Source organism: Janibacter cremeus, assembly GCF_013409205.1.
Taxonomy (GTDB): Bacteria; Actinomycetota; Actinomycetes; order Actinomycetales; family Dermatophilaceae; genus Janibacter; species Janibacter cremeus.
The window spans coordinates 1,740,171-1,765,640 of the sequence record NZ_JACCAE010000001.1 but is presented as its reverse complement, the minus strand read 5'-3'; the positions used below and the strand labels follow the sequence as shown (position 1 = coordinate 1,765,640).

Here is a 25,470-nt window from a genome sequence, read left to right as displayed (position 1 = left end):
GATCACTTCTCCAGCAACAGGTCGACGTTGCTCTCGTCGACGAAGGCGGGGCCGGTCAGGACGGGCTGACCGCCGCCGACCTCCATGCCCTTGTTCGCCTTCAGCCACAGCGAGTCGACGGCCAGGTAGCCCTGGACGTAGGGCTGCTGGTCGACGGCCCAGATGATGTCGCCGTCCTTGATCGCCTGCAGCGCCTGGTCGTTGAGGTCGAAGGTGGCCACCTCGGCGTCGCTGCCGGACTCGTCGACGGACTTCAGCGCGATCATCGCGTAGGGGGCACCGAGGGTCAGCACGTGGGTGATGCTGTCGTCCTTCTGCAGCTTCGCGGTGATCGTCGACTGGACGTTCGCCGTGTCGGTGCCCTTGACGTAGATCTTCTCCGACTTGTCGAAGGTCTTCGCGACACCTGCACAGCGCGCCTCGAGTCCGACGTGGCCCTGCTCCTGGATCACGCAGAGGGTCTTTCCTGCCTTCTCCTCCTTCAGTCGCTCGCCGGCGGCCTCGCCGGCCAGGCCGTCGTCCTGACCGAAGAAGGAGAGGATGCCCATCTCCTTCCAGTCGTCCATGCCCGCGTTGAGCGCGACGACGGGGATCTCGGCGTTCACGGCCTTCTCGACATTGCCCTGCATCGCGTCGGGCTTGGCCAGGGTGACCGCGATGCCGTCGACGTCCTTGTCGGCGGCCTGCTGCACGAGCCGGGCCTGGTTCGACCCCTCGGGGTCGGCGGTGTACTGGAGCTCGACGTTGTCCTTCTTCGCCGCGTCCTCGGCACCGGAGCGGACCTGGTCCCAGAAGGTGTCGCCCGGAGCAGCGTGGGTGATGAAGGCGACGGTCATCCGCTCGGTGTCGGCGCCACCTGCGGATCCGCCTCCGTCGTCGTCCGTGGTCTCCTTGCCGCCGGAGGAGGAGCAGGCGGCGAGGAGGAGTGCGGCGGCGGCCGACGTCGCGACGACGCTGGCGCGAGTGAAACGTGACATGGGTTCTGCCTTTCTCGGGCCACCGCAGCGCTGCGGTGGGCGAAGGGGGACGGTGCCCTGCTGGGCACCGGTTTCAGTTGTGGGTGTGGCTGCTCGTCGGGTCGGTGGGGGTCAGGTACGTGCGTTGGTCTGCCTTGTGGCGGATGTAGTCGACGTGGGCCTCCTGGGTGCTCTCCAGCTCGCTGACCTGGCTGACCGGGACGTCCCACCACGAGGCGGAGTCTGGTGCGAAGACGTGGGGGTCGGTCTCGACGTGGATGACGACGGGTCCGCCGTCGGCGGGCGCCCCCTTCGCCTCCCGAATGGCTGCGGCCATGCCCTCGCGGTCGTGGACCTCGATGACCCGGCAGCCCAGCGACCGGGCGTTGGCTGCCAGATCCACGGGCAGTCGCTCGCCCTCGAGCCGCCCGGTCACTGCGTCGCGGGCCCGGTAGGCGGTGCCGAAGCGTTGCGAGCCGAGCGACTGCGACAGCGATCCGATCGAGTGGAACCCGTGGTTCTGCACCAGGACGACGATGACCTTGGTGCGCTCCTGCACAGCGGTGACCAGCTCGGTCGGCATCATCAGGTAACCGCCGTCGCCGACCATCGCGAAGACCTCCCGGCTCGGGTCCGCCCAGCGGATCCCGAGGGAGGCCGGAACCTCGTAGCCCATGCAGGAATAGCCGTACTCGACGTGGTAGGCCCGGCGGTCACGCACCCGCCACGTCTTGTGCAGGTCACCCGGCATGGAGCCGGCGGCACACAGGACGACGTCGCGCGGGTCACTCAGCTCGTTGACCAGGCCCAGGACGGTGCCCTGGGTGAGCAGGCCGTCGGCGAGCGCATCGGTGATCTCGGGCGAAGGGTGGTGGCTGGCTTCGACCTGGGTGTCCCACTGCGTCCACAGCCGCCCCTGCTCGTCCCGGTAGTCCTCGGGGACCGACCACCCCTCGAGTGCGGCGGTCAGGGCGGTGAGGGACTCGCGGGCGTCCCCGATGACTGTCAGGCCCGAGTGCTTCACCGCGTCGAAGGGGGAGATGTTGAGGTTGACGAAGCGCACGCCCTCGGCGGCGAAGGCGGTTCGGGAGCCGGTGGTGAAGTCCTGGTAACGGGTGCCGATACCGATGACGACATCCGCTTGCGCCGCAACCGCATTGGCCGCCGTGGTCCCGGTGGACCCGACCGCGCCGAGGAGCCGGGGGTTGCCGTGCAGGAGCGACCCCTTGCCGGACTGGGTCTCGCCGACGGGAATGCCGGTCGCGGCGCAGAATTCCGCGAGCGCCTCCTCCGCGCCGGAGTAGTGGACGCCGCCGCCGGCGACGACCATCGGGCGTCGCGCGGAACGGATGACCTGCGCTGCAGCGGCGACTCGGGAGGGCTCGGCCGGCGGCCGGGCGACGTGGTGGGTGCGCTCGGCGAAGAGCTCGAGCGGCCAGTCGTGGGCCTCGGCCTGCACGTCCTGGGGAAGGGAGACGGTCACCGCGCCCGTCTCTGCCGGGTCGGTGAGCACCCGCATCGCGGCCAGCAGGATGCTCGGCAGCTGCTCGGGCCGGCGCACCTCGTCGTAGAAGCGCGAGAGCGGGCGAAAGGCGTCGTTGACGGTCAGGTCGCCGGCCTGCGGTGCCTCCAGCTCCTGCAGCAGGGGGCCGGCTGCGCGGGTGGCGAAGGTCGAGCTGGGCAGCAGCAGCACCGGCAACCGGTTGATCGTCGCCAGTGCGGCCCCGGTGAGCATGTTGGTACTGCCCGGCCCGACGGATGAGGTGCACGCCCACGTCTGCAGCCGGTCGCGTTGCTTGGCGTAGGCGACGGCGGTGTGCACCATCGCCTGCTCGTTGCGGGCGAGCACGTAGGGCATGGCAGGGGGCCCGCCGTCGTTGCCCGTGCCGTCGAGCTCGTGCTGGAGCAGCGCCTGGCCGACTCCGGCGACGTTGCCGTGGCCGAAGATGCCCAGGCATCCCGCGAAGAGGGGCTGCCGCTGCCCGTCGCGCTCGCTGAACTGGTTGGCCAGGAAGCGCACGACGGCCTGACCGACGGTCAGACGGACCGTTGCTGTGCCACCCGCCACGGATGACCCCATCTGGGTGCTCACAGTCCACCTCCCAGAGGAAGCCGGGGGTCGATGTCCTGATCGGCCCACGTGGCCCTGATCTCGCCGTGGGCGGGGTCGTCGCAGATGAGCCACGCCCGCTCGGGGCCGGGGCCGGCCATGACGTTGAGGTAGTACAGATCGGCGTCCGGGGCGGCCATCGCCGGCCCGTGCCACCCGTGCGGTACGAGCACCGTGTCACCCGTCGCGACCTCGGCCAGGACGTCGATCGGCCTGCCCCGGGTGCCGTAGACCTGCTGGTAACCGACCGGCTGGCGCCCGTCGTCACGGTCGGTGCCGCGGGTGAGTGGCGAGCGTCCCTCGGCGATGTCACCGACCGACTGCGTCTCGAAGTAGTAGATCTCCTCGAGGACGCTCTCCTGGCCGGGGCGGTCCGTGTCGTGCTTGTGCGGCGGGTAGGAGCTCCAGCCACCAGCGGGGGTGACGACCTCGCAGGCCAGGATCTGCTCGGCATCGGGCAGCGCGTCCGGCATGGCGAAACCACGCACCTCGCGGCTGCAGGCGCCGGCCCCGCGCAGCTCGACCGGCACCCGGTCGATGGGGGTGTGCACGACCCTGCGGCCGCCGCCGGTGGCGTCCTCGACGTGCGCTCCGCACAGGGCGATCCGGGTCGGCACGTCGTCGGTGTTCGTCAGGGTCACCTCGCTCGAGGCGGGCAGGTAGAGGGTGTCACTCGGACCGACGAAGACCGAGGGCCGACCGACCAGCGTGAACTGCCCGCTCTGACCGGCGTAGCTCACCTCGACGGACGCGCCCCCGACGAGCGGGACGAGGACGCCCTCCTCCTGCTGCAGGGTGTGGCTGATCGAGGCCCCAGGGGCGAGGATGGCGACGCGCAAGGAGGTGTGCTCCCAACCGTCGATGGCATCGGTGATCTCGACGGCCCAGCCGGAGCCTCTGGGAGCGAAGGGGTGGAACCAGCGCTCGTTGTCCGCTCCGGCGCGGGGGATGTGGTCAGTCATGCAGAACCTCCGTGGACGAGCTCGGCGGCGATGTCGACGGCGGCGGCCACGTCGCCGTCCGGCGGGTACAACAGAGCCCGGCCGACGACGAGACCACGCACCTGGGGGATGTCCAGCGAGCGACCCCACGCGGCGTAGGTGTCGTGCGGGTCGCCCTGCGGGTCGCCGCCGAGGAGGACCGTCGGCATCGTCGTGGCGTCCATGACCCGCTCCAGGTCGTCGACGACGGGCAGCTTGAGCCAGGTGTGTGCGCTGCTGGCGCCCAGGCCGGCGGCCACGCTGATCGACTTGATCGTGCTGTCGGGGTCGAGCAGGTTGACCACCTTGTCGTCACGCCGCTGCGACCAGAACGGCTCCACCATCGCCATGAGTCCGTGGGCCCCGAGCTCGTCGACGGCCCTGGCGGTCGCCTCGAGCGTCGCGACACTGCCCGGGTCCTCGAGCGCGATGCGGGTGAGCGTCTTGCCACCATCGAGGCCGCGACGGGCGATCTCGTCCGGCGTGTACCCGGTGAGCCGGTCGTCGAGCTCGTAGACCGCCCCCTGCAGGCCGCCGCGGTTCATCGATCCGATGACGACCTTGTCCTCCAGGGCACCCATCAGGACCAGGTCGTCGAGGATGTCCGGGGTCGCCAGCACACCGTCGACGTCGGGTCGGGCGAGGGCCGTCACCAGGCGCTCGAGCAGGTCGGAACGGGAGCCCATGGCCATGGCCCGGTCGCGTACCCCGAGTGCGCCGCGGGCCGGGTGGTCGGCGGCGACGAGGAGCATCCGCCCGTCGTCGCCGAGCAACGGTCGACGCGAGCGCGTGGCCCAGGCGCGGGCGAACGCGCCGGGGTCGCTCGCGCGCACCTGCGTCAGGTGGGCGATGTCGACCGATGTCGCGGCCGCACCGGTCGTGGCAGTCATGCGCTCGCCTCCTTCGTCGTCCAGTCGGCGATGCCGGCCTCGACCTCGTCAGCGGTCGGCATCGCGGTGCTGCACTCCAGCCGGGAGGCGACGATCGCCCCGGCCACGTTGGCGAACTCCAGGACCCGCTGCAGGTCCCACCCCTCGAGGAGGCCGTGGACCAGGGCGCCGCCGAAGGCATCGCCCGCGCCGAGTCCGTTGACCACGTCCACGAAGTATGGCGGAACCTCGACGCGCTCGTCCGCGGTGGCGGCGAGCACTCCCTTCGGGCCCTGCTTGACGACGGCCAGCTCCAGGCCGCGCTCGAGGAGGGCGTCGGCCGCGCGGTGCGGGTCGCTCTCGCCGATGGCCACCTCGCACTCCTCTTTGTTGCCCACCGCGATGGTCACGTGCTCCAGGGCACGGCCGACCTGCGCGGAGGCCTCGCTCGGGTCGGTCCAGAACATCGGTCGGTAGTCGAGGTCGAGCACCGTGTGCCGAGCCCGGCCGCGCGCGGCGAAGGCGACGTGGTGCGCAGCGCGGGAGGGCTCCTGGCACAGGCCGGTCACCGTCGTCCAGAAGACGCGGGCGGAGCGGATCTGCTCCAGCGGCAGGTCGGCCTCGGTGAGCATGAGGTCGGGTGCCCTCGGGTAGCGGTAGAAGTAGAGCGGGAAGTCGTCCGGCGGGTACACCTCGCAGAAGGTCACCGGCGTGGGTGGCCCCTCCCCCTCGATCGGGGTGATGAAGTCGCCGACGACGCCGAGGCGCTCGGCCTCGGCCCGCACGTAGCGACCGAAGGCGTCGGCGCCCGTCTTGGTCACCAGGGCGGCACGTCGCCGGTACCTGGCTGCCGCCACGGCGACGTTCGTCGCGGACCCACCGAGGAACTTCTCGAAGGTGCGCACCTCCTCCAGGGGCACGCCGTGGTCGAGGGGGTAGATGTCCACCCCGGTGCGACCCATGGTGACCAGGTCGAGCACGTCAGGCCCCTTTCGCCAGGGACTCGGCGATCGACGTCAGGTGGGCCACGGAGGTGCGCACGTCCGTGACGGGGTCGCCGCTCCCCTTCGGCGTGGCGGGGTCCGCGGGGTCACCGGGCAGGATCGTGTCCTGCTCGAGCACGTACCACCCGGTGTAACCGGCCCCTTCCACGGCGGAGACGATGGCCGCCACGTCGACGTCCCCTTCGCCGAGCGCCACGTACATTCCGGCGGCCACCGCGTCGGTGTAGGCGGCGGAGCCGTCCTGGACCCTGCGCGCCCAGGCGATGTCGACATCCTTCAGGTGCATGTGGGCGATCCGGTCCGGGTGCTCGACGGCTACCTTGACCGGGTCGCCCCCGCCGATGAGCAGGTGGCCGGTGTCGAGGCAGAGCCCGATCCGCGATCCGGCCAGGACACGGTCGGTCTCCTCTCCCGACTCGACCATCGTGCCGACGTGCGGGTGCAGGGTCGCGGTGAGACCCCGCTCAGCGGCCTCCGCATCGATCCGGTCGAGGTTGGCCAGCAGCGTGGACCAGCCCTGCTCGTCCATCTCCGGGCGCGCGTCGTAGCCCTCCGCCCCGGTGGCCGCGGCGATGATGACGGTCGAGGCCCCGGCAGCGAGGAGCCCGGCCATCGCGGCCTCGACGACCGGAAGGGGGTCGAGCTGCGGGTCGTGGAGGACGACTGGGACGAACTGGCCGACGGCGGCGAGCCCGTACTCGGCGAGGGTGTCGGCCTTCCCCTGCGGGGAGTCGGGCAGGAAACCGTCCGGACCGAACTCCGTCGCGGCCAGGCCCAGCTCACGCATCTGGGTCAGCACGAGGGGAGGTTCGTGCTGGAATCCCCACCCGGGGACCTCGCAGACCCCCCAGCAGATCGGGGCACCGGCGATGCGCTGCGTCAGCGGGGGACGCGATGTGGTCGTCTGGGTCATGGTCACAGTCCTTCGATCTCGGTCAGGGGTACGGGGCGCGCCTGCGCGCGCGAGAGCTCGCAGGCCTCGGCAGTGCGGAACGCCGCCAAGGCATCCGCGATGGTGCAGGGGCTCTGCCCGTGGTCGGCGGCCACCTGCAGGAAGGCGGTGAGCTCGGCCCGGTAGGCGGGCAGGAATCGCTCCATGAAGGTCTGCCGGGAGGGGCCCTGGGGGAAGTCGACGTCGGCCTCCGCGCTACGCATCGGCAGGGCCTGGTCCAGGCCGGCAGCCAGCGTCCCCAGCTGCCCGTGGACCTCCATCCGCACGTCGTACCCGGCGCCGTTGTAGCGGGTTGCGGACACGAGCACGAGGGTGTCGTCGTCCATGGTGAGCACGGCGGCGCCGGTGTCGACGTCGCCGGCCTCGCTGAAGTGGGCGGCGCCCTTGTTCGTCCCGACCGCGTACACCGACGCGACCTCGCGGCCGGTGACGAAGCGCGCGGCGTCGATGTCGTGCACGACGCAGTCGCGGTAGATCCCTCCCGAGGTCGGGATGAAGGACGGGTGTGGCGGCACCCGGTCGTGGCTGGTGGCCCGGATCGAGGTGATGAATCCGAGCTCGTCAGTGGTCACGGCCTCGCGCAGTCGGCGGAATCCCGGATCGAAGCGCCGGTGGTGGCCCACGTGCACCGGTGTGCTCGTGCTCGCCTCCAGACGGGCCAGGTCGATCGTCTCCGCGAGCCCACCCGCGACGGGCTTCTCGCAGAAGGTCGGGACGCCTGCAGCGATGCCCCGGCGGATCCACTCCGCGTGGCCCGGCGTGGCCGTGGCGACGACCAGCCCGTCGAGCCCGTCGAGCAGCTCCTCGGGGCCCACGGCGATCTCGACGGCCTTGTCGGGGTGGGCGGCGCGCAACCGGGTCGCCGTCTCCTGCGTCGTCTGCTCCTGCGCATCGCTGACCACGAGTGTCTTCACGGCCGCCAGCTCGAGCAGGGTATCGGCGTGGAAGGCGCCGATCCGGCCGAGGCCGACCAATCCGATGCGCATCCGGGCGCTCCTTCGCGTAGGTCCACGAACCAGGGACAGTCGAGGTGGTGCGGATCACTCTTGCGCACGCCCAGCCGCCATGTCAATAGTTTGTCAGGACATGCGAACGTATGTCTGTCAGGAGGGGTGCCGTATGCTCACCGGCATGCCAGCCCTGCAGCTCGAGGTGGTCATCGACCGCGAGTCGCCGGTGCCGCTGTACCACCAGCTCGCCGAGCAGCTCACCGCCGCCGTCGACGACGGCCGGCTCGAGCCGGGCGACCCCTTCGAGAACGAGGTCGCCCTCGCCCAGCGGCTGAGCGTCTCGCGACCGACCGTGCGTCGGGCCATCCAGGAGATGGTCGACCACGGCCTCCTCGTGCGCCGCCGGGGCCTGGGGACGACGGTCGCCAACCGCAAGGTGCACCGCAGGGCGCGCCTGTCCTCACTCTTCGACGACCTGCAGGCCGAGGGACGGGAGCCGCACACACGAGTGCTGTCCATGGAGACCCGCACCAACGAGCGCGCCTCCGCGGCACTCGATCTCGGGCCCGATGCGGAGCTGTTGTCCATCGTGCGGGTGCGCCTCGCCGCAGACCTCCCCCTGGCCCTGCTGCACAACTGGCTCCCACCGGCCCACGCGGACATCACAAGAGAGGACCTCGAGGAGGAGGGGCTCTACGCGCTGCTGCGCCGACGAGGCGTCAAACCGGTCGTCGCCCGGCAGTCGATCGGGGCACGCATGCCGACGGCCGAGGAGCGCCGGGAGCTCGACCTCGGCACGGGCCATCCGGTCCTGACCATGACCCGGATGGCTTTCGACGCAGCGGGTGCCGCGATCGAGTTCGGCGACCACGCCTACCGCGGTGAGGACTACACCATCGACCTGATGCTCGACGAGCGCTGAGCCCTGCCTCTGCGGGACCGTCCATGACGGGCCCCGTGCGGGGCCCGTCATGGACGGTCGCACCACCGATCAGCTGGTGATCGTCACCTCGTGGAGGGAGACGCCCCACTTCGTGGCCCGCTTGTCGGTGACCAGCCGGACCTGCCGTGCCGAGGTCGGGTCGATCCGGATGGTGTCGATCCCCCCGTCGCTGCCGGTCACGGTATGCACCGTCTGCCAATCGGCGCCGTCCAGACTCGTCTGGATCCGGTAGTCCTCGGCGTGGGCCCGCTCCCAGTCCAGGGTGATCCGGCTGACCTGACGCGGGGTGTCGAACTCCACCTGCCACCAGGCGTCATCACCCCACTTGCTCGCCCACCGGGTGTTGCGCCGGTCGTCGATGGCGTTGCCCGCGCGGAAGGCGCCACCCAGGGACCACTGGACACTGCTCGCGGACGGCCTCGCTCCCTTCGTCAGGTCCTGCTCGGGCTCCCAGGAGGCGGTGTTCTGCCAGGACCGCAGGTAGGACTCCGGGCCGCGCAGGAGATCCTCGACGACCTCCTGGCCGGCCGGCCCGCCGTTGGAGCGCATGTCCTCGACCCAGTCGGGAACCATCCCGTAGTGGGCCACGCCGTCCGAGTTGTAGTCCCACACCCGCTCACCGGTGACCTGGCGCTCGATGGAGCCCTCGCCGACGACGGGAGTGAAGGGGTAGACCAGCGGCCGCTCGTCGGCGTCCGGACGCGGCGGTGGGGTACCACCGAACCCGTTCATGTCCATCCCGAAGCCGTAGCCGACGTCGTACTCCTCGCGAAGGTCGTCACCCGCCGCTGCCTCGGCGACGAAGCTGTCCGCGTCGTGCCCGTACTGGGCGACGAAACCCCCGAGCTGGTAGATCCGCTCGGTGAAGGACTTGTCCATCCACGAGTGGCTCGAGACGACGCCCGGGTACCCCTCGGACTCGAGGATCTCCATCGTCCGCTTGGCCGCCTTGACGCTCTGGTGGTCCAGCTCGACGAGCATCCCGCGGTCCATCATCCCGCGCAGGGCGTACTCGCCCAGGTCGGTCAGACCGCGCTTGTTGCAGTGCGGACCCTCCGGGTAGACCGGTAGCACCTGGACGGGAAAGGCCTTGGCGACGTCCGGTGGTACCACCCCACCGGCAACCGTGTGGTCGTGCAGGTCGGTGCGGCACTGCTCGACCTGCCAGAAGCTGCCGGTGTTGAGGAAGTTGCCGATGTTGACGATGACCCCCTGGGTGCCCTCGTCGAAGCGGACCCCGCACAGGGCGTTGTCGAACTTGTGGCACAGGAACATCGACCGGATACCGAGGTTCTTCACCTCATCCAGACCGGCATCGATCTGCTTCTTGGTGCACTTCGGGACCCCGAGGGCGACACCGCAGCCGAAGGGGTTGGAGATCTCCATCCCGAGGATGACGGCGAGCTTGCCCTGCTCGATGTAGTTGCGCGCCTCCTGCGGCGTGTAGGCGATCCGGAACCACCCCTTGCCCGGACCTCCGTGGCGCTCGTCGATGAAGGCCTCGAGGTCCTTCGTCTCCTGCACCTGGCGGCGCACGGTGTCCATGTCGTTGCAGGAGTGCTTGTTCACCTGCGTCGGCAGCGAGCACAGGATGTTGTTGTTGACCGCGTCCGCGACCATGATCCGCTGACCGCCGCGCCAGGCCCGCTCGACCCAGCGGTAGTACATCTGCTGATGGGTCAACGAGGACCACTTCGGGGCGTCCTCGAAGGAGGGCCACAGCTGCGTCGAGTGCGGGTCGAAGGGTCCCTTGCCCTCGAGCTTGGTGAGGTTCTCGATCAGGGCCGTGCGCCCGTCGCTGCCGTGGCTGTCGCAGTCGACCAGGGCGCTCTCGATGCCGTCCTCGCTGAAGGTCTCACCGCAGACGATGTCCCCACCGAAGCCCTCGTTCGACATCAGGTGGGTGTGCGCGTCGATGAGACCGCGGACCTGGCCATCCTGCGTCGTCCCGCTCGCGGGTTCGCCGGAGACGTTGACCTGCGAGTCGCGGGCCTGGGGGTCCGACTGCTCGTACCAGGGGAGGGAACCGGCGTTGGCCCCCGGAATCGACAGAGCGAGGAGAGCCGTCACCAGCACAGCGACGAAGGGAAGGGGGCGCCGAGGGCGTGGCCGGGACAAGGGGGACTCCGATCAGTGGCGGGGGGAGACGACGGAGAGGCTACCGATCGGTAATGAAAATGTATACCCCTCAGTAACTTGCGGCCCCTTCCGCGCAGCAACCACCCGAGGTGGAGACTGGCGCCCATGCCCTCGAACTCTGCGACCGTGCCGAGCGCCGGCCCGCGCGAGGTCCTGGCCCTGGCAGTGCCCGCCTTCCTCGCGCTGGTTGCCGAGCCGCTCTTCCTCATGGTCGACGCGGCCATCGTCGGTCGACTCGGTGTCGTCCCGCTGGCCGGCCTGGGAACCGCGAGCTCCGTACTGCTCACTGCGGCTGGAGTGTTCGTCTTCCTCGCCTACGGCACGACCAGCGTCGTGGCCCGCCAGGTCGGCGCCGGCTCGCGGCGGGGCGCGATCGAGGTCGGGGCCGGAGGGGTCTGGCTGGCCGCCGGGCTCGGCGTGGTCGGCGCTCTGGTCGTCGGGCTGCTCGCGCGACCGATCGCAGGAGTCTTCGGCTCGTCACCGGCGGCGCTGGACCAGGCCGTGACCTATCTGCAGATCAGCGCGCTGGGCCTGCCGGGGATGCTCCTCGTCCTCTCCGCGACCGGCATCCTGCGCGGCCTGCAGGACACGCGCACGCCGCTGGCGGTCTCGGTCGTCGGCTTCGGCGCCAACGCCGCCCTCTCGGCGCTGCTCGTCCTCGGTCTGGACCTGGGGATCGCCGGCGCCGCCTGGGGCACCGTGATCGCCCAGTGGGGCATGGCACTCGCCCTCCTGGTCGTCGTGCTGCACCGCGGTCGGGGGGTGGGCGCCTCCCTTCGCCCCCACGTCGGTCGGGTGGTCGGCGCTGCCCTGGACGGCGCGCCGCTGCTCGTGCGCACCCTGGCCCTGCGCGCGATCATCCTGCTCACCGTCTACGTCGCAGCGAGCTTCGGCGATGTGCCGCTCGCGGCCTACCAGGTGACGACGACGATCTGGTCACTGCTGACCTTCGCGCTCGACGCCCTGGCCATCGCCGGCCAGGCGTTGACCGGCGCCTCCCTCGGCGGCGGCGATGCCGACGGGGCGCGAGCGGCCACGACCCTCATGGTGCGCTGGGGCGTGTGGGGCGGCGTCGGCCTCGGCGTGATCGTCCTTGCACTGCACCGGGTCATCCCGCACCTGTTCACCCAGGACCCGCAGGTACAGGCGGCGATCGCCGGCGGCCTCGTCGTCATCGCCCTCGCCCAACCCCTCTCGGGCTACATCTTCGTCATCGACGGCGTGCTCATCGGCGCCGGGGACGGCCGCTGGCTGGCCGGCTCGATGACCCTCGTCCTCATCGCCTACGTCCCGGTGGTCGCGTTGGCACGCGCACTCGGGGAGGGACACGGGGACGTCGTCTCGGTCGTCGTACTCTGGTCCGCGTTCACCGTCTTCATGCTGCTGAGGGGCGCGTGCATGGCCTGGCGGATCCGGGGGGATGCGTGGGCCGTGCTGGGGGCCGAGCGACCGCGACGGAGCTGACCGTTGGGCGCACCAAAGGTCACGGTTGGGTAAAGTCGGGTTCGTGACTGACGTCACATGGGCATGTCGGGTGTTGGGTAACTGCTTATGGTCTCACCACTGCTCATACCGACCGCCGAGTCCGGACCGCTGAAGGCCGTCGAGGACTCGATCGACAGTTTCTTCGAGCCCTTCGCCGCGTGGATCTCCGGCTGGGTGTTCTACGCCTTTCCCGTCGCCGGGATCTCGATCCCGATCGTCGTGGTCTGGCTCGTGGCCGCGGCCACGATCATCACCGTTTTCCTGGGGTTCCCACAGTTCCGCTCGATGAAGCTCTCGATGGAGGTCGTGCGGGGCAAGTTCTCCCACGCTGACGACCCCGGCGAGATCACCCACTTCCAGGCCCTCTCGTCCGCCCTGTCCGGGACCGTGGGCCTGGGCAACATCGCCGGTGTCGGTGCCGCGATGGCCCTCGGTGGCGCCGGCGCCACCTTCTGGATGATCATCTGCGGTCTGCTGGGGATGGCGACGAAGTTCGCCGAGTGCAGCATGGGCGTGAAGTACCGCAAGCAGAATGCCGACGGCACCTTCTCCGGTGGACCGTTCAAGTACATGCCGATCGCCTTCGGCCGCCTCTTCGGCAAGGTCCCGGCGATGATCCTCACCGGCGGCTTCGCGATCGCCATCTTCGGCTTCGGCGTCGGCGGCGGCAACATGTTCCAGGCCAACCAGACCTTCGTCCAGGCCAAGGACGTCACCGGTGGCAGCGATGGGTTCCTCGGCTCCGACGGCGCCGCGCTCATCTTCGGTCTCGTCCTCGCCGGCCTCATCGCCGCAGTCATCCTCGGTGGCATCCAGTCCATCGCCCGCGTCACGAGCAAGCTGGTTCCCTTCATGGGCATCATGTACGTCGTCGCGTGCCTCTTCGTCATCCTCGGCAACTTCTCGAAGATCGGCACCGCCCTGGGCTCGATCATCGAAGGGGCCTTCACCCCGCAGGCGGGACTTGGTGGTCTTGTCGGTGTCCTGATCGTCGGCTTCCAGCGGGCCGCCTTCTCCAACGAGGCGGGCCTGGGCTCCGCGCCCATCGCGCACTCCCCGGTCAAGACCCGTCGTCCCACCTCGGAAGGGTTCGTCGCCCTGCTCGAGCCCCTGATCGACACCGTGGTCGTCTGCACGATGACCGCCCTGACGATCATCATCGCCGACGCACCGTCCTTCCAGGGCGGCATCGACCAGGTGATCGACGGTGGGGCCGTGCCGGACGGAGTCACGCTCACCTCGGACGCCTTCGAGACCTTCCTGCCGTGGTTCCCGATCGTGCTGGCCGTGGCCGTGGCCCTCTTCGCCTTCTCGACGCTGATCACGTGGAGCTACTACGGGGAGAAGGCCTGGGAGTTCTTCTTCGGCCACTCGAAGATGTCGCTGAACCTCTACCGGTTGATCTTCTGCACCTTCACCGTCATCGGTACGGTGCTGACCTTCGGCCAGGTGCTGACGATCACCGACTCGTTCCTCTTCATCTGTGGCTTCATCAACCTCGCCGCGCTGTACATCCTGCTGCCGGAGATCCGCCAGGACATGAGGGAGTACATCGCCGACCGCAAGTCCGGTCGCCTGTACGAGCTCGGCGCCGACGACGACGCCCACCTCGCCGAGATCCGTGCCGAGCACGGCAACACCGGTGAGCTGCCCAAGATGGAGGGCACCGAGCAGGAACACCACACCAAGGAGTAGTTCAACAGCAGCACAGGGGCCCCGGGAGTCATCGACTCCCGGGGCCCCTGTGGGTGTCCGGCCACTGTCGGCTCAGGGCACGGTCGGCCGCTCGGTGTCGGCGTAGGAGTACCAGCCGGAGGCGGCGAGCGCCTCGGCGATCCGACGACGGCCCGTCGGTCCCTCGTTGGTGATCACGTCGAGCTCCTCCGGGCGAAGGGGGGTCACGGACAGCACGTGGATCCTTTCCCCGTCGACCTCGTACCCGGTGCCACGGCCGGGCAGCCGTACCCCCAGGAGCACGCCGAGACGCCCGTCGGAGACCCACTCGGACGGGGCGCCCTCCCCGGTCACCTCCAGCGAGAGCAGCTCGTGCTCGGCGAGGGCGTCAGCGACGGTCGGCGCCGCTCCGGCGACGGCCCCGGCGGTCTCTTCCAGCGCGGCGACGAGCCACCGGCCGGCACCGGTGTCGTCGCCGGTGAGCTCGATGCTCTCGATGTAGAGCTCGAGACCAGGGCCGCCGCCATCGCCGGGCACGTCCCGGCTGCCGGGATCGCTCAGGCCGTCCGTGGCCACGATCGTTGCATGGGCGGACGCCACGTGTCGGTAGGAGGACACCCCACCGGGCCACAACGAGGGCTCGTCGGCGTCGTCGAGGGGTCCGCGGGTGTGGCCGGGCACGCCGACACCACGCCAGAACTCCTCCCGCAGCGCACGGCGCCGGTCATTCGGATCCGAAGAAGTCACCCCTGCATCCTGCCCCGGACCGGTCATCGAGGAAAGCCGAAGGGGTGGTGACGCCTGTCGGCGCGTCGCTCGCGACCGGCGTCCCCGTCAGTCGGCGTACCGCAGCTCGACGCGGCGGTTCTTCTCCCGACCCTCGGGGTTGTCCTCGCCGCCGCGCTCGTTGGGCTCGACCGGGTCCGACTCCCCCTTCCCGCTGACGTCGAGGGTCAGGTCGTCACGCTCGGTCCCGATGACGTCGGCGACTGCCTTCGCGCGCTTCTTGGACAGCTTCTGGTTGTCGGCGTCCGAGCCGATCGAGTCGGTGTGCCCGACGACCTCGACCTCGGCATCATCCGGCAGGCCTGCCACGGCCTCGGCGACCGCGTCCTCGGCCGACGAGCTCAGCTTGGCCTCGCCGAAGCGGAAGAGCACGTCCGTCTGGAGGCTGACGACGGTCTCGTCGCCGGACTCCTCGACCTCGGGCTCGAAGGTGTCGATGTCCGGGATGTCGATGGCTCGGATGTCCGGGATGTCGATGCTGTCGATGTGACCGGAGAGCTCGCTGTCGGTCACCGACGGGAGGGTGTCGACCGTCAGCGGGTCGTCCTCGGCAATGGCCCCCGAGGCACCCAGCACGATCGCGGGGACGGCCAAGGTGGCGACGGCGCCGGCGCGGATCATGGTCCTCCTGCTGGCGATGGTCATGACTGCGGCATCGGGACGTCCTCGATGGCGCCCATCTGCTCCGCCATGCGCAGGTCCATCGCCTCCACCCCGTCCCTGGGCAGGGGGAACGCCGTGAAGTAGTACATCGGGTCACCCAACGGCGCCTTGGTGTACACCGGGCTCGGGCTGAGGTCGTCGACGGTGGTGTACTTCTCGAGGTTCTTCAGATCGATCAGGACCGGGTCGAAGGAACGCTTCCCCATCAGGTCGTAGACCGATGTCTCCGCATTGCCCCGGCCGTCACCGGTGAACCGGAAGACGGCGAGCATGACGTTGTCCTTCGGCTGCAGCTTGAGCAGCTCGATCTTCGTCGACGAGACGTCGTCGCTGCTCGACTTGAAGGTCCCCTCCGCGATCGCCTTCGGCGGGTCCTCCGGGTCGATCCCGGCGGCCAACGCCGTCTGCGTCGTGGCCTCCCCGGACTCGCCCTCGGAGGCCTGGCCGGACTCCGACGACTCGGAGGAGCCGGAGGAGTCACCGTCCGACGAGAGCATCGAGCAGCCGCTCAGTGCGGTGGCGGTGGCTGCTGCGAGCGCGACGGCGCGTGTACGCATGATGATGTGTTCCCCTCTTCGGTCCCTGATGAATCGCTGCGAGGCTAACGCATGCGTTCTCCACGAGCACGACGAGGGGGTCGGTCACCTCGCGGCGACCGACCCCCTTCGAGCGTGTGCTCGGATCAGCCCGCGACGACGTCGAGGCTGACCTTGGCCTGCACCTCAGGGTGCAGGCGCACGAGAGCGTCGGCCGGGCCGACGTTCTTGATCGGGGTCGGGATCTCGATCGTGCGACGGTCGATCTCCGGGCCACCGCCGGCCCGGATCGCCTCGGCGACCTCGCGGCTGGTGACGGCGCCGAAGAGGCGGCCGGAGTCTCCCGCGTGGGCGGCGACCGTGACCTGCTGGGACTCGAGGTTGCCCTTGATGGAGGTGGCTTCCTCCAAGGACTTCACGGCGCGCGCTGCACGACCGGCGGCGATGGCGTCGACCTGCTTCTGCGCTCCCTTCGTCCACTGCGTGGCCAGACCACGACGGTAGAGGAAGTTGCGGGCGTAGCCCGGCTTGACGTCGACGACGTCACCGGCGGTACCGAGGCCGGACACCTCGTGGGTGAGGATGACCTTCATGTTCTGCTCCTGGTTCTTCTCGGCCGCGGATCAGCGGTTGGACGAGGAGTAGGGCAGCAGCGCCATCTCCCGGGCGTTCTTCACAGCGGTCGCGATGCGGCGCTGCTCCTGGACGGAGACGCCGGTGACGCGACGGGCGCGGATCTTGCCGCGGTCGGAGACGAACTTGCGCAGCAGGTTCGCGTCCTTGTAGTCGATGTTCTCGACCTTCGCCGCCTTCAGCGGGTTGGCCTTCTTCTTGGGCTTGCGCACAACGGGCTTGGCCATCGTGGTGCTCTCCTTCGTGTTTCACGAGAGCCCGAGGGTGGTCCTCGGGATGGGGATGTGTGTCAGTGCCCGGACGAACCGGGCGGTGAGAGATCGATCAGAAGGGGGGCTCGTCGTAGCTGGGCGCGTTGCCCCAGCCACCACCACCCTGCTGGCCACCGGCGGGCTGACCGCCGGAGCCGGGCTGCGGCTGACCGCCGCCCTGCTGGCCACCGGTCGCCCACGGGTCGGACTGCTGGCCACCGAAGCCACCACCGGGGCCGGAGCCGCCACCCTGGGGTGCGCCTCCGCCCCAGCCGCCGCCCTGGCCGCCGCCACCGCCGCGCTGGGTCTTCGTCACCTTGGCGGTGGCGTAGCGCAGCGACGGGCCGACCTCGTCGGCCTGCATCTCCATGACGGTGCGCTTCTGCCCGGTCTCCTTGTCCTCCCAGGAGCGGGAGACCAGGCGCCCGGTGACGACGACGCGCGCGCCACGGGTCAGCGACTCGGCAGCGTTCTCCGCGGCCTCGCGCCACACGGAGCAACGCATGAAGAGCGTCTCCGCGTCCTTCCACTCGTTGGTCTGACGGTCGAAGGTGCGCGGGGTGGAGGCAACGGTGAAGTTGGCCACGGCCGCGCCGCTCGGGGTGAACCGCAGTTCCGGGTCAGCCGTGAGGTTTCCGACGACGGTGATGGGGGTCTCGCCTGCCATGGGTTTCCTTCTCGATCGGTGATCGTCTCAGGTGAGGTTGTCAGCAGCTGCCGACAACCTTGGGGAGGACGCCTCAGGCGTCGGCGCGCATGATCTTGCTGCGCAGGACCTGCTCGGAGAGGCCGAGCTGACGCTCGAGCTCCTTGCTCGTCTCCGGCGTGCACGTCATGTCGGCGACGGCGTAGAGGCCCTCGGCCTTCTTGTCGATCTCGTACGCGAGGCGACGGCGGCCCCAGTGGTCGACCTTCTCCACGGTGCCACCGTCCTTGGTGACGACGGTGAGGAACTTCTCGAACAGCGGCTGGACGGCCCGCTCGTCGTTCTCCGGGTCGAAGATGACCATGAGTTCGTACTGACGCATGCTGATAACCCGCCTCCTTCGGTCTGTGCGGTCACGGTCTCTCCGTGACAGGAGGGTCTGTGCATCTGCTCCCGACCGTCGGACGACAGGTCGAGGACAGTCCAGAGTATCGGCTGCACTCCCTTCGCACCAAAGCGTGCCCCGGAGGCGGCCGGAGGGTCAGGCTCGCGCCGGCTCCTGTGGAGAGGGCGCCGGTGTGACGGGAGCCTGTGGACGGGCAACCGGGTTGTCCACCGGCGTGTACCAGACGCTCCACAGCAGGAAGCCCCACGCGATGGTCCGACCGAGCACGACGACCGCGTACCACTGCGCGGGCAGGCCGACGTCCGGGTCCGACATGCCACCGATGTAGACCCACAGCGCGGTGGCGTGCACGGCCTCGACCGCGACGAACCCGAGGTGGGTACGCCACGAGACGCCGGCGAGGATCGCCAGCGGCAGGACCCACAGGGCCGCCTGGACCGGTACGGAGGTCCCGGTGAGGGCGACCACCGGCACGGCGAAGGCCGCCACCTGCGCCCATGTCGCCGGCCGCCAGGCGCGCCGATCCATCACGACCGCCCCGGCGGCCGCCACGAGCCACCCCAGGAGCGCCACGGCCGGCGAGATCCATCCGGGGAGCGCGTGGCCCACCAGGGCCGGAATCCTCAGCACGGAGCCGTAGCCGGCACTCTCGTGCCACCACGACGTGAACGGCCCGGTGACGACCTCCGGGGCGAGGACGAGCAGGACGATCCCGATGCCCACGGCCGTCCCGAGCGCGATGGCCGCGGTGCGCACGGCCTCCTCACGGCCCCCGAGGCGTCGGGATGAGACGAGCAGGGCGAGCAGGACGATGCCGACCCACGCATGACCGGTCAGTGCCAGACCGAGCAGGATGCCCGCCGTCGTCGCCCGGTGGCAGCTGCTCGCGAGCACGGCCGCAAGGACCAGCACCACGACCACGAGATCCGCGGACAGCAGGGCAGCGACGACGTAGACCGGCGACAGCGCCAGCTGGGTCGCCAGGTCGAGTCGCTGCGGCCGCGTCCGGGCCACGCACCACACCCCGACCACCGCACAGAGGGCGATGAGCACCGTCCACATGGCGAAGTACCACCGGGTTGCCTCCAGCCATCCGGAGTCCGCCGGGACGAATCCGCCCAGGAGCGCCATCAGCCCCGACACCAGAGGCATCTGGGTCGGCTCCTGGCCGGAGGTGAACCACCCGGTCAGGCCCGCGTCGAGGCCGGCCAGCTGGTACTGCGCGGGCAGGTCGGAGAAGCACCCCCGCCAGAACTGCTCGTCACCGTTCCACCCCTGGGCCACGCAGTGGCCTTGGCGCAGGACCGCCGCGGCCATGGGCACGAAGACCATGGCGACGATCACGGGCACGAGGTGTCGCAGGGATCGCGCCCGGCCCGCGGCCCGACGCCCGAGCCGACCGCCGATGACGGCGCTGGCGTCCGGCGGGAGCAGGTCACCCGGCACGGACTCCCTGGGCACTATCCGGACCCGTTGCCACGCGTCCGATCGCCCCCCGGTGGCGGCGGTGGGGTGGGCGTCGGTTCAGGGACCGTCGGGGTCGACGTCGACGTCGGGGACGGTGGCGTCGAGGACGACGTGGTCGGGCTCGGTGGCGTCGTCGAGGAGGTCGACGAGCTCGTCGAGGAGGAGCTCGTCGAGCTGCTCGAGGAGGAGGAGCTGGACGAGCTGCTCGAGGAAGAGCTGCTCGAGGAGGAGGAGCTGCTCGTCGTGGGCTCCGGCTCCTGCGTGGTCGTCGGCTCCGGCGGCGGGGGCGGGGGCGTATACGGGGCCGGTGCATCGGAGGGCAGGTCGGTGTGCGCCCGCTTCGTGACGTTGCCCGGTGGTGGCAGCTGCGTGACCGGCTCGCCCTTGAGGGCGCCGATCATGTAGTCGGTCCAGATCCGCGCCGGCACGGTGCCGCCGGTGATCTCGGCGAAACCACCGATGTTGACCAGCTGGTTCTTCTCCACGAGGGTGCCGTCGCCCTTGTACATGCCGACGGCCGTGGCCAGCTGGCCCGGCGTGAAGCCGTCGAACCAGGCCGCGTAGTTGTTCGAGGTCGTCCCCGTCTTGCCGCCGACGGGTCGGCCGAGGTCGGCCACCGTCGGGTATCCGGTGCCGCCGGGGTCGTCAACGCGGCTCATCCCCTGGATCGCGTCGCGGGTGACGTCCTCGGGGAAGACCCGACGCACCTTCGGCGTGGCCTCGTAGTCCATCGAGCGCTCACCCGTACCCGTGACCGAGGCGATGTAGTACGGCTCGGCGCGCTTCCCCTCCGCCGAGATCGTCGCGTAGGCATTGGCCATGTCGACGACCCGGACCGCATCGGTGCCGAAGACATTGGTGGGGTCGGTGTTGAGCGGGACCTGCTTCTCGCCCACCCATGCCTTGACGCCGGCGTCCTCGGCCGCCTCGGCGCTCGCCTTGGGTGTGACCGCGAGGTTGAGCTGGGCGTAGTAGGTGTTGATCGACTTCTGCGTGGCCGTGCGCATGTCCACGGGACCGTAAGAGACGTTGCCGTAGTTGACGACACCGCCCTGCTCCTGGATGTCGCTGGCGCCGGGCCCGTCGTAGATGAAGGCGTCGTCGTAGAAGGGACTGCTGCCGCTGTACATGGTCGACAACGGGAAACCGTCGCGCAGCCCGGCGATCATGGTGAAGGGCTTCATCGTCGAGCCGGCCTGCATCTTGCCGTCCACGGCGGCGTTGAAGTAGCCGAACTTGCCCTCGCCGAACTTCGGGCCGCCGTACATCGCGCGGATGGCACCGTCCCCGGGCTCCACCGAAGCGAGGCCGATGTGCAGGTCGGACGCACGCTCCCCGGTGGGACGGTGTTCCTTGACGGCCTTGGCCGCCGACTTCTGGGCCTGCTTGTCGATGGTCGTGACGATCTTGAAGCCACCGCGGTCGATCTGGGCATCGGTGAGGTCGAGGTTCTCACGCAGCTCGGCGCGCACCTCCTCCGTGATGAACCCGATGTCGTCGTCGCGTGACTGCGAGCGTTCTGGATCCGTCGTCTTGGGAAAGCTCGCATCCTGCCGCTGGGCGGCGGTCATCCAGCCTTCTTCGACCATGCCGTCCAGGACGTAGTCCCACCGGTCCTGGGCCCGCTTCGCCTGTGCCTCGCCGAGTGCCGGGTCGTAGAGGGAGGGCGCGTTGACGACGCTGGCGAGCAGGGCACCCTCGGACGGGGTCAGGTCCTCCACGTCCTTGTCGAAGTAGGCCTCGGAGGCGGTCTGGATGCCGTCCGCGCCACGCCCGAAGTAGATCGTGTTGAGGTAGTTCTCCAGGATCTGGTCCTTGCTCAGCTCGCCGTCGATCTTGACGGAGATCAGGATCTCCTTGAACTTGCGCAGGTAGGTCTGGTCCTGGGTGAGGAAGTAGTTCTTCACGTACTGCTGGGTGATCGTCGACCCGCCGCCGCGGTCCTCGCCGAAGATGACGCCGCTCACGGCACGGGCGATGCCCGTGGGCGAGACGCCGCTGTTGTCGTAGAAGCTGCGGTCCTCGGCGGCGATGAAGGCGTGCTGGACCTCCTTGGGCACCTCGTCCAGGTCGACCGACTCACGGTTGACCTTGGCGATCCGGTCCATCTCGGTCTCGCCGTCGGAGTAGTAGATGACCGAGGCCTGTGCGACCGCCTGGTCGTTCGGCTTGGGGATGTCGATGACCATGTACGCGATGACGAGCCCGACGATGCCCAGGGCGACGAGCGCCGCGAAGGCCAGCAGGAGCGTGCGCAGGACGCCTCCCCGGCGCCGGGCACCACGACGGGCGCGCGGGGACGCGCCACGCCGCCGACGTGCGGCGGCACGCGAGCGTGGTTGATCGGCCATGAGGACACCTCGTCGGGCGAAGGGGCAGTCGTGCGCCACCCAGTATGAACGCTGATCGACACGCACGTGCATTCACGCCCGACATATCTGCTCGATACATCGCGTATGGTTGTGTTCCGTGCGCCGTCGAGAAATGCTCGAGTTCGCCGTGCTGGGCCTGCTCCACGAGAGCCCACTGCACGGCTACGAGCTCCGCCGACGCCTCAACTCCCGGCTCGGCGCCTTCCGCGCCCTCTCCTTCGGCACCCTCTACCCCTGCCTCGCCGGCCTCCAGGGGCGCAACCTCGTCAGCGTCGACCACGACGAGCCCACGACCGGCCGGCGCCAGCGGATCACGTACACCCTCACCGACGAGGGACGGGCGGCCTTCGCCGCCCTCGCCGACCGCAGCGACCCGGGCAGCTGGGAGGACGACGCCTTCGACGTCCGAGTGGCCTTCTTCGCCCGGACCGAGCGCGAGGTCCGGCTACGCATCCTCGAGGGCCGCCGCACCCGGCTGGCCGAGCGCCTGGCCGCCATGCGCAGCGAGCACCCGACCGGCGAGCGCGCGGACCGCTGGACCGACGCCCTTCGCACCCACGGCGAGGACTCGACCGAGCGCGCCCTGGCCTGGATCGAGGACCTCATCGACACCGAGCGCCAGACGCCCCGGGTCCGGCCCGGCAGCCTGACCGACCCCGCCCATCCCGCCTTCAACCCACCACGGAACCAGCCACCCACCAAGGAGAACCCATGAGTTCCATCCGCGTCGCCGTCGTCGGTGTCGGCAACTGCGCCAGCTCGCTCGTCCAGGGAGTCGAGTACTACCGGGAAGCATCAGCCGCTGACTCGATTCCCGGCCTGATGCACGTGACCTTCGGTGACTACCACGTGTCCGACGTGCGGTTCGTCGCGGCATTCGACGTCGACGACAAGAAGGTCGGCAAGGACCTGTCCGAAGCGATCAACGCCTCGGAGAACAACACGCTCAAGATCGCCGACGTCCCCACCACCGGCATCACCGTCCAGCGCGGGCACACCCTCGACGGGATCGGCAAGTACTACGCGGAGACCATCGACGAGTCCCCCGCCGAGCCGGTCGACGTCGTGGCGGCACTCAAGGACGCCGAGGTCGACGTGCTCGTGTCCTACCTGCCGGTGGGTTCGGAGGACGCGGACAAGTTCTACGCGCAGTGTGCGATCGACGCCGACGTCGCCTTCGTCAACGCACTGCCGGTCTTCATCGCCTCCGACCCGGAGTGGTCGCAGAAGTTCGCCGACGCGGGCGTGCCGGTCATCGGGGACGACATCAAGAGCCAGGTCGGCGCGACGATCACCCATCGCGTCATGGCCAAGCTCTTCGAGCAGCGCGGCGTGGTCCTGGACCGGACGTACCAGCTCAACGTCGGCGGCAACATGGACTTCAAGAACATGCTCGAGCGTGAGCGCCTGGAGTCGAAGAAGGTCTCCAAGACCCAGGCCGTCACCTCCAACCTCGACGGGCCGCTGGCCGGCAAGAAGGACGACCGCAACGTCCACATCGGCCCGTCCGACTACGTCGCCTGGCTCGACGACCGCAAGTGGGCCTACGTCCGCCTCGAGGGCCGCGCGTTCGGCGACGCCCCGCTGAACCTGGAGTACAAGCTCGAGGTCTGGGACTCCCCCAACAGCGCCGGCATCATCATCGACGCGATCCGCGCGGCCAAGATCGCCAAGGACCGCGGCATCGGCGGCGCCCTGCTCTCCGCGAGCTCCTACCTGATGAAGTCCCCGCCCGAGCAGCGCGAGGACACCGAGGGCCGGCGCCGGCTGGAGGCCTTCATCGCCGGCGACGAGCCCCGCTGAGCCGAGCCCACCCGAGCGAAGGGGTGTGGTGCCGTCTGCGGGACCACGCCCCTTCGTCATGGCGCGAGGTCATCGACCCGCCCCGGCGCCAACTCTTTTGTACTGTCGGGCCCATGAGTGCGATGAACAGGGGAGAACGACGACCGGGCCTGGGCCCGGCGTTGGCTGGCGCGGCCTCCGTGGCCGCGCTCGTGCTGTCGGGGCTCGCCGTCGCGGCACCCGCACACGCCGAGGACGAGCTGCCGATCTTGGGACAGTCGATGGCGGTGTCCAACCAGGACACGACCGAGACCGTGAGGGATGTCCTGATCACCGTCCACGGTGTGCGCCGGGTCGAGGACGCGACGATGGTGTATTGGTCCGTCGGGTTCACCCCGGACTCCACTGGAGGCGACAAGTTTGTTCTGACCGCAGCCTTCGGCAACGAGTCGGAGTTGTCTCCTCCGCGGTCTGGGACCACGAGCATGGGCGACGTCGCGGTCGTCGATCTGCCCGGCAGGAAGGCCTACACCACCCTGTACGCCGGTGACACAATGTATGACTGTATCTGCCAGTCCTTGAGCAACGCCGTTCCGGATTCGCCGGAGCCTGGCACTGCCTATGCCACCGCAGCGGCTTTGCCGCCGATCCCCGAGGACATGGACACCGTCACCCTGAGGGTAGCGGGACAGCTGTTCCCCGACATCCCGGTCGAGGAGGGGAAGATGACCCCGACGGTGGACGCCGACGAGCCGATCGTGGCCGGGATGGGCTGGCCGGAGGTCGATACCGAGGCAATCAACGAGGTGGATGACCCCTCGGCGTTCATCGTGCCGCTGACCACCCACTCAGTCGTCGAGGACTCCGCCATCAGTGAGCGCTCCGAGGCCGACTCCCGCTCCATCGACCTATCGGCCGACGTCCTCTTCGACGTCGACAAGGCCACCCTGACCGGCAGGGCCAAGAAGGAGATCAAGGCCGCGGCGAAGTCGGTCAAGGAGGCGGACGTCAGCGGCAAGATCACCGTCACGGGTCACACCGACTCCAGCGGCGCCGAGGACTACAACCAGGACCTGTCCGAGCGGCGCGCGCAGTCCGTCGCCGAGGCCCTCGAGCCTCTCCTGCCCTCGGAGGTCACGATCAAGACCGCCGGCAAGGGCGAGGGCGACCCCATCGCCACCAACGGCACCGTCGAGGGCAAGGCCCTCAACCGCCGTGTGACGATCACCCTCCCGGGAGCCAAATGATGACCCGTACCGTGGCTGTCGGCGCCACCGCAGCAGTGCTCGCGCTGGCCCTGACCGCCTGTTCCGACGACACCGGCGACGGTTCCACCGAGACCGGCAGTTCCACCAACTCGAGCAGTTCCAGCACCACCGCGAACTCCACACCACAAGACCGCAGCACGCAGGTCTTCGACGCCTACACACCTCGCGACGAGGTCCTCGCCACGACCTCCGGCAACATCACCATCGGCGTGAGTTCCACCAATGTCGCTCCCGTGAAGTTCGCCGTCACCAGCGTCAGAGCCACCTCGGACTCGACCATCCTGCGCTACGAGCTGTCCTCGACCTCGGGAGAGGACGAACTCCTGGGCATGAGCGGTCGATTCTGGTATGACATGCCGACCCTGCAGACCCCCGGATCCGACAAGAAGCTCCAGAGCGTGACCGCCTCCCTGCCGGAGGGAAAATTTCAGGGCGCGCAGGAGCGGTGTGTGTGCACGAGCACTGACCGGTTTGCACCCGACCCCCGCCCACAGATGGTCATGTACCCCCCGCTGCCCAAGGACGCAACCGAAGTCACCATCACGTTGGATTCACTCGATCCCGTCACCGTCCCGGTCAGCCGGTAGCCTCTCGGCGC

The 25,470-nt window shown here is 69.5% G+C and carries 24 protein-coding genes; 7 read left to right on the top strand and 17 right to left on the bottom strand.

From position 1 onward, the window contains the following. Positions 1-2: 2 nt before the first annotated feature. The 7 genes from BJY20_RS08370 to BJY20_RS08340 form a co-directional block, all read right to left on the bottom strand. Positions 3-977, bottom strand: coding sequence for a sugar ABC transporter substrate-binding protein (locus BJY20_RS08370; protein WP_185991108.1), 975 nt, complete (start codon positions 975-977; stop codon positions 3-5). Between the two features lie 73 nt (positions 978-1,050). Beyond that, on the bottom strand, positions 1,051-3,036 hold the full coding sequence (gene iolD / locus BJY20_RS08365; protein ID WP_185992525.1) for a 3D-(3,5/4)-trihydroxycyclohexane-1,2-dione acylhydrolase (decyclizing): 1,986 nt from the start codon (positions 3,034-3,036) through the stop codon (positions 1,051-1,053). Positions 3,037-3,044: 8 nt separating this feature from the next. After that, entirely contained in the window at positions 3,045-4,028 is a 984-nt protein-coding gene (gene iolB / locus BJY20_RS08360; RefSeq protein WP_185991107.1) for a 5-deoxy-glucuronate isomerase, read from the bottom strand. Continuing rightward, positions 4,025-4,936: a class I fructose-bisphosphate aldolase gene (locus BJY20_RS08355; protein ID WP_185991106.1), complete on the bottom strand. Its 912-nt coding sequence runs from the start codon at positions 4,934-4,936 to the stop codon at positions 4,025-4,027. Before BJY20_RS08355 ends, iolB begins: the two co-directional genes overlap by 4 nt. After that, positions 4,933-5,877 (bottom strand): 5-dehydro-2-deoxygluconokinase, encoded by a 945-nt coding sequence (gene iolC / locus BJY20_RS08350; RefSeq protein ID WP_185992524.1) that lies wholly within the window; start codon positions 5,875-5,877, stop codon positions 4,933-4,935. Before iolC ends, BJY20_RS08355 begins: the two co-directional genes overlap by 4 nt. Positions 5,878-5,896: 19 nt before the next feature. Beyond that, complete coding sequence (locus tag BJY20_RS08345) at positions 5,897-6,832, bottom strand: TIM barrel protein (RefSeq protein WP_185991105.1); 936 nt, start codon at positions 6,830-6,832, stop codon at positions 5,897-5,899. A gap of 2 nt (positions 6,833-6,834) precedes the next feature. After that, the gene (locus tag BJY20_RS08340; protein WP_185991104.1) at positions 6,835-7,857 is read right to left on the bottom strand and encodes a Gfo/Idh/MocA family protein; all 1,023 of its coding nucleotides are present in this window, start codon (positions 7,855-7,857) and stop codon (positions 6,835-6,837) included. A 145-nt stretch (positions 7,858-8,002) separates the two neighbouring features. Between BJY20_RS08340 and BJY20_RS08335 the strand changes: the two genes are divergently transcribed. Next, positions 8,003-8,743, top strand: coding sequence for a GntR family transcriptional regulator (locus tag BJY20_RS08335; RefSeq protein WP_281366030.1), 741 nt, complete (start codon positions 8,003-8,005; stop codon positions 8,741-8,743). Positions 8,744-8,812: 69 nt separating this feature from the next. On the opposite strand, the gene BJY20_RS08330 is transcribed toward BJY20_RS08335, so the two are convergent. Further along, positions 8,813-10,834: a discoidin domain-containing protein gene (locus BJY20_RS08330; RefSeq protein ID WP_343062821.1), complete on the bottom strand. Its 2,022-nt coding sequence runs from the start codon at positions 10,832-10,834 to the stop codon at positions 8,813-8,815. Positions 10,835-11,008: 174 nt separating this feature from the next. On the opposite strand from BJY20_RS08330, the gene BJY20_RS08325 reads away from it, so the two are divergent. Both BJY20_RS08325 and BJY20_RS08320 read left to right on the top strand, forming a co-directional pair. Continuing rightward, positions 11,009-12,367 (top strand): MATE family efflux transporter, encoded by a 1,359-nt coding sequence (locus BJY20_RS08325; RefSeq protein WP_185991103.1) that lies wholly within the window; start codon positions 11,009-11,011, stop codon positions 12,365-12,367. Between the two features lie 87 nt (positions 12,368-12,454). Further along, positions 12,455-14,083 carry an alanine/glycine:cation symporter family protein gene (locus tag BJY20_RS08320; RefSeq protein ID WP_185991102.1) on the top strand — a complete coding sequence of 543 codons (1,629 nt, stop codon included), beginning with the start codon at positions 12,455-12,457 and terminating at the stop codon, positions 14,081-14,083. A 72-nt stretch (positions 14,084-14,155) separates the two neighbouring features. Here the strand turns inward: BJY20_RS08320 and BJY20_RS08315 are convergent, their stop codons facing one another. From BJY20_RS08315 to BJY20_RS08275, 9 genes are all read right to left on the bottom strand, one after another. Then, a complete protein-coding gene (locus BJY20_RS08315; RefSeq protein ID WP_185991101.1) occupies positions 14,156-14,809 on the bottom strand; it encodes a hypothetical protein in 654 nt (217 codons plus the stop codon). An 87-nt stretch (positions 14,810-14,896) separates the two neighbouring features. Continuing rightward, complete coding sequence (locus BJY20_RS08310; RefSeq protein WP_185991100.1) at positions 14,897-15,493, bottom strand: OmpA family protein; 597 nt, start codon at positions 15,491-15,493, stop codon at positions 14,897-14,899. Continuing rightward, the gene (locus BJY20_RS08305; protein WP_185991099.1) at positions 15,490-16,068 is read right to left on the bottom strand and encodes a hypothetical protein; all 579 of its coding nucleotides are present in this window, start codon (positions 16,066-16,068) and stop codon (positions 15,490-15,492) included. Before BJY20_RS08305 ends, BJY20_RS08310 begins: the two co-directional genes overlap by 4 nt. 125 nt (positions 16,069-16,193) lie before the next feature. Then, on the bottom strand, positions 16,194-16,640 hold the full coding sequence (gene rplI / locus BJY20_RS08300; protein ID WP_185991098.1) for a 50S ribosomal protein L9: 447 nt from the start codon (positions 16,638-16,640) through the stop codon (positions 16,194-16,196). 30 nt (positions 16,641-16,670) lie between these two features. Next, positions 16,671-16,907, bottom strand: coding sequence for a 30S ribosomal protein S18 (gene rpsR, locus BJY20_RS08295; protein ID WP_159298264.1), 237 nt, complete (start codon positions 16,905-16,907; stop codon positions 16,671-16,673). A gap of 97 nt (positions 16,908-17,004) precedes the next feature. Beyond that, positions 17,005-17,598 carry a single-stranded DNA-binding protein gene (locus BJY20_RS08290; RefSeq protein ID WP_185991097.1) on the bottom strand — a complete coding sequence of 198 codons (594 nt, stop codon included), beginning with the start codon at positions 17,596-17,598 and terminating at the stop codon, positions 17,005-17,007. A gap of 73 nt (positions 17,599-17,671) precedes the next feature. After that, positions 17,672-17,959, bottom strand: a complete 288-nt coding sequence (gene rpsF, locus BJY20_RS08285) for a 30S ribosomal protein S6 (RefSeq protein ID WP_185991096.1) — start codon at positions 17,957-17,959, stop codon at positions 17,672-17,674. A 159-nt stretch (positions 17,960-18,118) separates the two neighbouring features. Continuing rightward, positions 18,119-19,444, bottom strand: a complete 1,326-nt coding sequence (locus BJY20_RS08280; protein ID WP_185991095.1) for a hypothetical protein — start codon at positions 19,442-19,444, stop codon at positions 18,119-18,121. Continuing rightward, entirely contained in the window at positions 19,444-21,801 is a 2,358-nt protein-coding gene (locus tag BJY20_RS08275; protein WP_185991094.1) for a transglycosylase domain-containing protein, read from the bottom strand. The genes BJY20_RS08280 and BJY20_RS08275 overlap by 1 nt, the downstream gene beginning before the upstream one ends. A 118-nt stretch (positions 21,802-21,919) precedes the next feature. Here BJY20_RS08275 and BJY20_RS08270 point away from each other — a divergent pair, with 118 nt between their 5' ends. From BJY20_RS08270 to BJY20_RS08255, 4 genes are all read left to right on the top strand, one after another. Continuing rightward, the gene (locus BJY20_RS08270; protein ID WP_343062820.1) at positions 21,920-22,537 is read left to right on the top strand and encodes a PadR family transcriptional regulator; all 618 of its coding nucleotides are present in this window, start codon (positions 21,920-21,922) and stop codon (positions 22,535-22,537) included. Next, positions 22,534-23,625: an inositol-3-phosphate synthase gene (locus tag BJY20_RS08265; RefSeq protein ID WP_185991093.1), complete on the top strand. Its 1,092-nt coding sequence runs from the start codon at positions 22,534-22,536 to the stop codon at positions 23,623-23,625. The genes BJY20_RS08270 and BJY20_RS08265 overlap by 4 nt, the downstream gene beginning before the upstream one ends. Before the next feature lie 113 nt (positions 23,626-23,738). Continuing rightward, positions 23,739-24,851, top strand: a complete 1,113-nt coding sequence (locus tag BJY20_RS08260; RefSeq protein WP_185991092.1) for an OmpA family protein — start codon at positions 23,739-23,741, stop codon at positions 24,849-24,851. Continuing rightward, positions 24,851-25,459, top strand: a complete 609-nt coding sequence (locus BJY20_RS08255; RefSeq protein ID WP_185991091.1) for a hypothetical protein — start codon at positions 24,851-24,853, stop codon at positions 25,457-25,459. Before BJY20_RS08260 ends, BJY20_RS08255 begins: the two co-directional genes overlap by 1 nt. Positions 25,460-25,470 lie beyond the last annotated feature (11 nt).